10 protein-coding genes and 1 pseudogene are annotated in these 9,121 nt (G+C 70.8%); 4 read left to right on the forward strand and 7 right to left on the reverse strand.

Features of this window, described 5'->3' with window-relative positions; all coding sequences use genetic code 11:
* Both IJH84_RS02500 and IJH84_RS02505 read right to left on the reverse strand, forming a co-directional pair.
* Positions 1–280: pseudogene (locus tag IJH84_RS02500) on the reverse strand (ABC transporter substrate-binding protein); the annotation flags it as partial.
* A 400-nt stretch (positions 281–680) separates the two neighbouring features.
* A complete protein-coding gene (locus IJH84_RS02505; protein ID WP_295139744.1) occupies positions 681–977 on the reverse strand; it encodes a hypothetical protein in 297 nt (98 codons plus the stop codon).
* A gap of 78 nt (positions 978–1,055) precedes the next feature.
* On the opposite strand from IJH84_RS02505, the gene IJH84_RS02510 reads away from it, so the two are divergent.
* The 3 genes from IJH84_RS02510 (at position 1,056) to IJH84_RS02520 (ending at position 3,289) form a co-directional block, all read left to right on the forward strand.
* Positions 1,056–1,292: a DUF397 domain-containing protein gene (locus IJH84_RS02510; RefSeq protein WP_200070534.1), complete on the forward strand. Its 237-nt coding sequence runs from the start codon at positions 1,056–1,058 to the stop codon at positions 1,290–1,292.
* Between the two features lie 152 nt (positions 1,293–1,444).
* On the forward strand, positions 1,445–2,305 hold the full coding sequence (locus tag IJH84_RS02515) for a helix-turn-helix transcriptional regulator (protein WP_295139746.1): 861 nt from the start codon (positions 1,445–1,447) through the stop codon (positions 2,303–2,305).
* Positions 2,306–2,416: 111 nt separating this feature from the next.
* Positions 2,417–3,289 carry an SAM-dependent methyltransferase gene (locus IJH84_RS02520; RefSeq protein ID WP_295139748.1) on the forward strand — a complete coding sequence of 291 codons (873 nt, stop codon included), beginning with the start codon at positions 2,417–2,419 and terminating at the stop codon, positions 3,287–3,289.
* Between the two features lie 64 nt (positions 3,290–3,353).
* On the opposite strand, the gene IJH84_RS02525 is transcribed toward IJH84_RS02520, so the two are convergent.
* Complete coding sequence (locus IJH84_RS02525) at positions 3,354–4,346, reverse strand: ABC transporter substrate-binding protein (RefSeq protein ID WP_295139750.1); 993 nt, start codon at positions 4,344–4,346, stop codon at positions 3,354–3,356.
* A 289-nt stretch (positions 4,347–4,635) separates the two neighbouring features.
* Here IJH84_RS02525 and IJH84_RS02530 point away from each other — a divergent pair, with 289 nt between their 5' ends.
* Positions 4,636–5,352 carry a dienelactone hydrolase family protein gene (locus IJH84_RS02530; protein ID WP_295139752.1) on the forward strand — a complete coding sequence of 239 codons (717 nt, stop codon included), beginning with the start codon at positions 4,636–4,638 and terminating at the stop codon, positions 5,350–5,352.
* Between the two features lie 114 nt (positions 5,353–5,466).
* Here the strand turns inward: IJH84_RS02530 and IJH84_RS02535 are convergent, their stop codons facing one another.
* From IJH84_RS02535 to IJH84_RS02550, 4 genes are all read right to left on the reverse strand, one after another.
* Positions 5,467–6,387, reverse strand: coding sequence for an AEC family transporter (locus tag IJH84_RS02535; RefSeq protein ID WP_295139754.1), 921 nt, complete (start codon positions 6,385–6,387; stop codon positions 5,467–5,469).
* A gap of 322 nt (positions 6,388–6,709) precedes the next feature.
* Positions 6,710–7,156 carry an SPW repeat protein gene (locus IJH84_RS02540; RefSeq protein WP_295139756.1) on the reverse strand — a complete coding sequence of 149 codons (447 nt, stop codon included), beginning with the start codon at positions 7,154–7,156 and terminating at the stop codon, positions 6,710–6,712.
* Positions 7,157–7,254: 98 nt separating this feature from the next.
* On the reverse strand, positions 7,255–8,169 hold the full coding sequence (locus tag IJH84_RS02545; RefSeq protein WP_295139758.1) for an SAM-dependent methyltransferase: 915 nt from the start codon (positions 8,167–8,169) through the stop codon (positions 7,255–7,257).
* Positions 8,170–8,286: 117 nt separating this feature from the next.
* Positions 8,287–9,121 (reverse strand): helix-turn-helix domain-containing protein (locus IJH84_RS02550; RefSeq protein WP_295139759.1); only part of this gene is annotated, 835 nt, incomplete at its 5' end.

The following is a 9,121-nucleotide window of genomic DNA, read 5'->3' on the forward strand; positions in this document are numbered from 1 at the left end:
ACTTCGCCTTGTCCGGCTCCAACTCCAGGTGCACCGCCGAGCCGTTGCGCGTCGGCTCCACTTCGGACACCCGGCCGACGATCATGCCGTGGGTCTTCACGTCCGAGTCCGGCAGCAGCTGGTTCCCGGTCGAAGCCGCCTCCAACACCACGTCCGTGCTGGAGGTGAACGCGCGCTGATACGTCGCCACCGTCAGGACGATGAACAGCGCCCCGCACAGCAGCAGCGCTAACCCCAGGATTCTCCGCCGCACCGTAGCGCGGGTGCTCGTGTTGCTCATCCGGACCGCCGTCAGCTCGTACCCCGTCGTACCGCGGACCTCGCAGCGGGCGTGCGAACGCCACCGCGCCAAGGGCCGCACCGGTCGTCCGCCTTGTGGAGCACGGCGCGACGCCGGACAGACGAGAACGCTAAGTCGTACGAGTGATCTAGGTCATGACATCGCCGGTCAGTCGATTGAGCTTTCCGGACAGATCAGCGGTCGGCGAATCGTCCGGATGCGATGCCCCCGGCGGCCGGACGGCTCGCGGACGGATGCGAGTCCCTGCCGCGGTCGAGTCTCTGCTGCAGTCGAAGATCTGCCGCGGTCGAGGACCTGCTGTGGTCGAGAGCCTGCCGCGGTCGGGTGCCGGTAGCGGTCGAGCGTCGGGCGCCGAACCGCACGCACGGCCGGTCTGCGCTCAGCGCCGCTCGTCGATTTCCGGGTCGCTGGACTCGGAGGTCGGCATCGGGGTGGCCGCCACGCACGTCACGCAGGGCATGCAACCGCCCTCCGGGACATCGGCGATGGATTCGGGCCATAGCGCGAGCCCGCAAGCGGTCCGCGCCACCCCGGCGTCCCAGTCGACGGTGGTGATCGCGTGCGCCTCGCGCAGCGAGACGCGGACATGCCTGCGCAGCACCCAAACGCGCTGGTCGGACCCGGTAGCAGCGGGCGCGCGGCGAGGACGTGCGGAGCCTTCGGCAACGCTGGGCATCTTTGCTCCCTCCGTTGTTGAGATTAATCCTAGTGAACGATTAATCTTGTTGTCGAGTCGACCCAAGGAGGGCGCGAGGTGCACACCCCGAACGCGACAACGCACACCCCGGACTTCCCCCGGCACGGCTGGATCTCCGCCGGCCGCTGCGGCCCCAACGGCGGCAACTGCGTCGAGGTGAACGATCTCGGCGCCGGTCGCCCGATCGGAGTCCGGGACAGCAAGAACATCGACGACGGAGTCCTGGTCTTCGACGCCCGCCGGTGGCGGGCTTTCCTGTCGGCGGCCCGCACCGGGGCGTTCGACCTGCCGTGATCACCATCGTCCGGTTGCCCCGGGTCGATTATTCCCCTGAAGGGTGAATCTCGGGGCAATTCAGGCACCGGGCCCGGTGGGCGGTCCCGCCCACCGCCCTCGGCTACCATGATCTGCTTGTCGGGTCAGTGAACGAAGATCGGGGAGTCCGAGTGCCGAGCACGGTGACGTCGCGGCGCAGACAGCTCGGCAACGAGATCCGGCGAGCCCGGATCGCTGCGAGCATGACGCAGCAGGAGGTCGCCGAGCTGCTCGGGTGCCGCCAGGGCAAGGTCAACAAGATCGAGTCCGGCACCGTCGCGGTCAAGCAGGCCGAGCTCAAGTCGATGCTGGAAGCGTTCCAGACCAGCGACACCGAAGCCGAAGTGATGCTGGAGCTGGCGCGCAGCAGCGCAGGCCAGCGCGGCCAGTGGTCCGGCTACCGCTCGGCGGTGCCGCACTGGTTCCGCACCTTCACCGACCTCGAACCGGCCGCCGGGGAGATCCTGAGCTGGCACGGCGAGCGCATCCCCGGTCCGCTGCAGTCCGAGCACTACATGCTCACGCAGTTCAGCGAGGACCGGGCCACCGACGTGACATCGCTGGTGCGCAACCGGCAGGACCGCAAGCAGGTCTTCGACCTGGACCGCCCGCCGTACTACCGGTTCGTGCTGGGCGAGGCCGCGTTCCGCCGGATCCCGGGCGGGCCGAACCCGCCGGTGGCGCTGGACCAGGTCGAGCACCTGCTGGAGCTCGGCGAGCGCTATCCGCGGGTGTTCATCCACGTGCTGCCGTTCGACGTGCGGCTGGCGTTCGTGCCGAACGACTTCACGATGATGCGCTTCTCCGACGCCACCAAGGACTTCGTGTTCATCGAGCACGCCGCCGGCGGGATCTACCTGGACGACGAGAACGACTTCGAGCTGTTCGTCGACTCCTGGGACCGGCTGCGCGGCGCCGCGCTCGAGGTCAACGAGTCGGTGGAGTTCCTGCAGGGACTGGCCGCGGAGTTCCGCTCGAAGATGTCCTTCTGACCGGGAGCATCACGGTTGGGATTAATTCCGCCCGGGCGCCCGTCACAACCGGCGTCCGGAGGACTACTATGCGTCCCAAGATCACCCGGTCGTGAATGAAGGACCATGCGAATGAGCGATGTGGACGACGACCCGTTCCCCCCGCAGCAAGCGGACTTGAGCAAGCCCAGCGTCGCGCGGGTCTACGATTATTACCTCGGCGGCGACGCCAACTGGGCGATCGACCGCGCGTTCGGGGAAAGCGTCCTGGAGAAGTACCCGTTGCTGCGCCCGATCGCCATCAACAACCGGCTCTTCCTGCACCGCGCGGTGCGGCGGCTGGTCTCGCAGGGCGTGCACCAGTTCATCGACATCGGCTCCGGGGTGCCCACGATGGGCAACACGCACTCGGTGGCCGACGAGGTCGAGCCGGGATCGCGGGTCGTCTACGTCGACCACGAGCCGGTGGCCGTCGCGCATTCGCAGGTCCTGCTGGAGACCGACGGCGACACCGACCGGCACGCGGTGATCAACGCCGATTTCCGCAACCCGGACAAGCTCTGGCAGCGCGCCATCGAGACCGGCGTGCTGGACCTGGAGGAGCCGATCGCGGTGCTGCTGATCGCGGTGCTGCACGTCCAGCAACTCGGCCCCGAGGGCACCGACATCTCCCCGCAGGTGATGGCCCGCTACCGCGAGCTGCTGCCGCCCGGTTCCTTCCTGGCGATCTCGCAGGTCACCGATGACGGCGTGCTGCCGGAAATGGACGCGAAGCTGGTCGGCATCAAGGAGATGTACGACCGCTCCACCAGCCCGGTGATCTGGCGTTCGCAGGAGGAGATCCGGTCGTTCTTCGGCGACTTCGAGATGCTGGCGCCGGGCATGACCTGGACCTCGGAGTGGCACCCGGAGGATCGCAGCCCGAACTACACCCCGGACCTGGACCTCGCGGCGCCGGAAGAGGCCGCGATCTGGGCGGGCGTGGGCCGCAAGCCGCTGCGCTGATCCGCACCTGGGCCGGGGTTCGCAGCGCAGCGCCCCGGCCCCTCCGGCGAGCGGAGCGGGCGGGTCAGTAGAGCCCGGTGTCGACGTGTTCGGCGATCGTGAGGTGCTCGCGCAGCACGCCGAACCGCTCGTAGTTGTCGGCGATCTCCTGCAGCTGCCCGACGACCCGGCCGTCGACCGGTCCGCCGACGCGCTGCTGGCGCTGCGCGACGAGCCCGGCTACCTCCGGCCCGCGGTGGCTGACTTCGCCGTAAACCCGCGCGTTCGCCGCGGGATTCGCCCGCGCCCACTCCAGAGCCCGGTTGTAGCGGGCGATGAAATCGCGGATGGCCGCGTGGCGCGCCGGGTCGTCCAGCGCTTCTTGGTAGGCGTTGATGAAGCTGAGCCCGTAGGACAGCCCTCGCGCGTCACGCAGGATGGTGGCGCCCTGCTCCACCTGCGCCGCCGCGGTGTAGGGGTCCCATGTGGACCAAGCGTCGATCGCCCGGGAACTCAGCGCGGCACTGGCGTTGACCGGCTCGAGGAAGCTGATCCGCACGTCCCGCCCGGAAAGCCCGGCCTCGCGCAGCGCGTTGAGCAGCAGGTAGTGCCCGACGCTGCCGGGCGTCGTCGGGGACACGGTCCTGCCGCGCAGGTCGGCGACGGTGCTGATCGGCGAGCCGGGCGGCACCAGGATCGCCTGCCCGAACGAGCGCTGCGCCCGGGTCGCCGAAACGATCTTCAGGTCGGCGCCGGAGCCGAGCGCGTTCAGCGTCGGCGCGTCGCCTGCGAACCCGATGTCGACGGCGCCGCTGCGCAACGCCTCCAGCAGCGGCGAAGCGGCGGCGAACTGGGACCAGCGCAGCTGGTACGGCACGTCGCCCAGGACGCCCGCGGCGTCCACAAGGGACTGCTGGATCCCGGCTTGGTCGCCGACGGTCAGCGTGACCTTGCTGAGGTCGACGCTGCCGTCCGCGCGCACCGCCGGATCGCCGCCGCACGCCGCGAGGAACATCGGGCTCAGCGCGACCGGCGCGGCGGTCAGCGCGGACAGGAACGAGCGTCGCGAGGTGCTCATGCACTCCTCCGGGGATCGGGCGCGCACGCGCGCCGGCCGCGCCCGAACGGCGGAGCGCGGGATGAGGTGAAGCGGGACCGGGGCGTCAGCGCGGACAGCGCGCGGCGCAGACCCGGGAGAGGTCGACGTGCTCCCGAGTGGTGAGCATCGGCCGGTGCGGCATGCGAGGACCGTAGGTGCCGGAGATCCCGGGGTAAACCCGATCCAACGGGTTGGGAATCGGGTGCGCACGCCCGAACGTCCGCTCCCGGCTGGGCGCGGGTGCCGGGACGGCGCATATGGTGGCGCCATGGCTGAAACGATCACCGCTGAGTTCACCAGCGTCGGTTCCTCCCGCGTGTACCTCGCCCGGCCGGACGACGACGGCGGTGCGGGCATGCTGCTGCTGCCGATGGTCACCGGTGTCAGCGAGCAGGTGCGGGAGTTCGCCGCGGACCTGGTCGGCACCGGGGTCACCGCGCTGGCCTGGGACCCGTGGCAGGGCCCGAGCGCCGACGACACCGCGCACGAGAAGCTGTTCGAGCTGATGGGCCGGCTCGACGACGAGACGGTGCTTGCCGAGCTGGAACGCCTGCTCACGCACATGTTCGACGAACTCGGCCTGTCCAGGGTCGGTGTCATCGGCTGGTGCATGGGAGGCCGGTTCGCGCTGCTGCTCGGCGGCCGGGACCAGCGGCTGGCGAACGTGGTGGCCTACCACCCGACGGTGCCGATCCCGCCGGCCGCGAACCACGCGCTGGACGCCGCCGAGCACGCCGCCCGGATCCAGGCGCCGGTGATGATGCTGTACCCGGGTGCGGACCACCTCGTGCCGCGGGAGAGCTTCGACGCGCTCGATTCCGCGCTCAACGGCCGGGAAACGGGGGCCAGCATCGTGCACAACTACCCGGGTGCCGATCACGGGTTCAGCGCCCGCGGCAGGCAGGACAAGGAGGTCAACGCGACCGCCTACAAGCTGTCCTGGCCGCAGGCCCTCGATTTCGTGCGCACCACGACGCGTCCCTGACTCGCGCACCGCTGCCGGCAACGCCGTTTCCGAGTGAACGGACCGTTGGTCCCAATAGATCGGGCCAACGGTCCGTTCGCTCGGGAATTTCGGCGCGCGCGGGAAGAGAGCTCGTCAGCCCAGCAGGACGGCGACCACTCCGATCACGGGGGCGGCCAGGATCGTGGAGAGCAGGACCGACTCGCGGGCCAGCGTCATCGAAGTCTCGTAGCGCGCGGCGTAGGTGAACAGGTTCTGCGCGGCCGGCAGCGCAGAGGTCACCACGACGCCGAACAGCACCGCGCCGCTCAGGCCGAACACGAGCGCGCCGAGCAGCCACGCCACGGCGGGCTGGCCGACCGACTTCAACGCCACCGACAGGAACACCACGCCCCGCTCCGGGCTGCGGCCCGGAGGGTTGCTGCCGCGCAGCGAGATCCCGAAGGCCAGCAGCACCGCGGGCACCGCCATCCCGCCGAGCAGCGAGATCGGGTCGAACAGGCCACCGGGCACCTGCCAGCCGGTCGCGGCGACGGCGACCCCGCCGAGCGACCCGATCACCACCGGATTGCGCAGCGGAGCGGTCAGCCGCGACCACCACGGCCCGCGCGCGCCGGGGCGGGACAGGTCCAGCACCGCCAGCGCGATCGGCGTGATGACCAGTTGCTGCAGCAGCAGGACCGGCGCGACCAGCGACGCGTCCCCCAGCACGTACACCGCGATCGGGATGCCGAGGTTGCCGGAGTTGACGTAGCTGGAGCACAGCGCGCCGATCGTGGTCCGGCCGATGTCCCACCGCCGCAGCACGCCGACCGCGATGAACGTGCCCGCGGTGCTGAACGTGCTCAGCGCCGTGATCACCAGCGGCAGCGAGACCAGCACGGACAGGTCGGCGCCGGCCAGCGTGGTGAACAGCAGTGCCGGGGTGGCCACCGAGAACGCCAGCCTGCTGAGCACCTCTTGGCCCTGCTCGCCCAGCGAGCCGCGCCATCCCAGCGCGTAGCCGACGGCGATGATGGCCGCGATGACGGAGAACCCGGTGATCACTCCTGTCACGCGGGCTCCGATCCTTCCCTCCGCGGCCGCGGCGGAGAACGCCTGAATCGCCACGGGAGGTTAGCCGAGCGAACCAGTCGGGTGGGTCGCTCGATGAGCTATCTCATGCGCGCGGCTTCAAACCGGCCCGTCGTCGATCTCCCGCGCGCCGCCGAGCGGGCTCGCAACCGCACAAAGTCGTGGGACCGGCCGCTCGGACCGGTCCCACTCGAATCGACTTCCCCGCGTGCTCGGCGAAGGCCCTGCTCTTGGTCGTGCCACTGCTGCCAGTCGTGCCGCCGGGTTCCTGGTCGGGTGCCGGGGCGTGCCCGGCACCCGGGAGTCACTTCGCGCGCAGCTTGCTCATGAACGCCAACCCGGCCACGCTGGCACCGGTCAGGATCATGACCGCACCGGCCACCACGTTGCTCCAGATCAACCCGATGCCGGGCCCCATCGAGGGCACCACCCAGGTCGAGATGATCAGCCAGATGCCCAGCGGCACGGCGACCCAGCTCAACCCGCCGCCCCGCTCGGCCATGCCGGTCACGCCGAGCCCGATGGCCGCGACCACCAGCCCGATGATCAGGTCCTGGTTCCGCATCGCCGGGCTGGTCAGGCTGAACCCGAGCACCCACGGCGAGATCGCGGTCCACACCCCGGCCAGCGCCAAGAGCCCGTCCCCGAGCACCGTCTGCGGCGACCCCAGGGATGACCCGAACTGCCGTTGCATGTCCAGGACATCCGGATGTTCCCGCATCGATCCTTCCTGCGAGGTACGTTGCGCCACGGCCGCTCACCTCCTGTCCGGTCCCGTGTCAGACAACCACCGGGTTTCCGTGCACGAGCGAACGAAACGTACTGCAGCCGGGTGGATGCGCAGCGTGCTCAAAGGCCTAGTTCGGCCACTCCGCACCAGGTCTCGGAGTCCGCCGGTCGCTCACCCGGTGCGGGCACCGCGCGCCACTGCGGGGTCCACACCACGCCGGGTTCGAGCAGCCGCCAGCCGGTGAACAGCTCCCGCACCGCACCGCGATCGCGGTGGGTCACCTCGGTTCCCGCGCGTGCGAGCACGTCGCGCAGCGCACCGGCGACCTCGGGCTTGCGGTCCTGCGTGGTGTGCGAGATGACCAGGCGACTGCCCGCTGCGCAGCGCAATCGGTAGGCCGCCAGCAGGTCCGGCAAGCCCTCGTCGTCGCCGATGTAGTGCAGCACGGCGACCATGAGCACCGCGACGGGCCGGGTGAAGTCGAGCAGCCGCCGCACCGGTTCCGCCTCCAGCACCGCGGCCGGGTCGCGGAGATCGGCCCGCACCATCGCGGCCCGGTCGTTGCGCTCCAGCAGGTGGCTGGTGTGCGCGGCGGCCACCGGCTCGTTGTCGACGTAGACGACGCGCGCGCCCGGATTGCGGGCCTGCGCGATCTCGTGGGTGTTTCCGCTGGTGGGGATGCCGGAGCCGAGATCGAGGAACTGGTCGATGCCCGCCTCGGTGCAATGTTCGACAGCACGGCGCAAGAACGCCCGGTTGGCGCGGGCGACCGCGGGGCCGGTGGGCAGCACGGCGAACACCGCGTCCGCCACTTCGCGGTCGATCTTGAAGTTGTGCGAGCCGTCCAGCGCGTAGTCGTACATCCGCGCCGGGTTGGCGTGCGTGACGTCCACGCCTGGGATCGCTTGCAGCGACGGGACATCCGGGGTTCCGCGCCGGTCGTGCACCGCTCTTCGCGCGGCGGGGACGCGGCCGGTTTCCCGGGCCTGCGGCCGCTGCGTTTGCCGTCCGGTGAGTTCGTCCCCCTGTGCCATCGCGCGCTCCCCTCGCCGCCCCCTGCATCGAGGTTCGGTTGCGGCGTACTCGGGCACAACGGCCGAGCGGCCCAACCGGGTGCCTCCCAGCGGGTGGCGTCGCGCGGCCCGGCGCGCTCAGTCCGGGGAGTCGTTGATGTGCAAGGCGAAGTACAGCTCGTACCGGGCCGACGGGCCGTGCAGCAGGGACCGCTCCAGCACTCCCTCGATCCGCAGGAGGCGTTTGCGCGCCGCCGGAACCGACAGGCCGAGCGTCGCTGCGGCCGGTTCCAGCCGGGCGTCGCCGTCCAGCCACGCCCGCAGCGTCGCCAGCAGATGCCCCTCCGCGGCCAGCAGCGGCGCCAGCTGGCGGTGCGCCCAGGCGCGCACTTCCGCCGTCGTGAGCAGTTCGAGCAGCTCGGTGCCGTCGTCGGCGGCGCGCAGCCCGCGCGGCGGTCCGAGCAGTTGCAGCGCCAGGTGCAGCCGCGATTGGGTGCCGATGTCCCGCAGGTCGCTGCCGAGGATGCGTTCGACGTGCCGCATCCGCGCGGTCAGCGTGTTGCGGTGGATCTTGAGCTGGCGGGCGGCGCCGGTGCCGAAGTTCAGCCACGAACCGAGGGTGCTCAGCAGCGCGTCGGAGTCCGGGTCCTGCGCGCGGCGCGGCTCGAAGTCCAGCAGGCCGGACAGGGTGCGTTCGGCCCATGCCCGGGCGGCCGGGCCCAGCAAGCTCACCAGGTCGCGCTGCGCGGTGAAGACCTCGACCGTTCCGGAACCGTTGCGCGCGACCGCGAGCGCGTGGAACGCCTGCGCGTAACCGGTGCCGACGTCGTGCAACGGCACGACCTGGCTGGCCCCGGCGCGCACGCCCGGTTGCTCGGCGGCGAGCCCGCGCACCTGCCGAACCGCGCCGTCCGGCCGGTCGCCCGGTGCGAGCACGATGGTGTGCTCGACGTAGACCGGGCAGCGCACGATC

The sequence above is a fragment of the Saccharopolyspora sp. genome, assembly GCF_017434145.1.
In the GTDB taxonomy this organism is placed as follows: domain Bacteria; phylum Actinomycetota; class Actinomycetes; order Mycobacteriales; family Pseudonocardiaceae; genus Saccharopolyspora_C; species Saccharopolyspora_C galaxeae.

Coding starts and splice junctions, on each gene's coding strand:
- IJH84_RS02505 (WP_295139744.1), bottom strand. CDS start 977: ATGCCCAGCGTTGCCGAAGGCTCCGCACGTCCTCGCCGCGCGCCCGCT.
- IJH84_RS02520 (WP_295139748.1), top strand. CDS start 2,417: ATGAGCGATGTGGACGACGACCCGTTCCCCCCGCAGCAAGCGGACTTG.
- IJH84_RS02525 (WP_295139750.1), bottom strand. CDS start 4,346: ATGAGCACCTCGCGACGCTCGTTCCTGTCCGCGCTGACCGCCGCGCCG.
- IJH84_RS02530 (WP_295139752.1), top strand. CDS start 4,636: ATGGCTGAAACGATCACCGCTGAGTTCACCAGCGTCGGTTCCTCCCGC.
- IJH84_RS02545 (WP_295139758.1), bottom strand. CDS start 8,169: ATGGCACAGGGGGACGAACTCACCGGACGGCAAACGCAGCGGCCGCAG.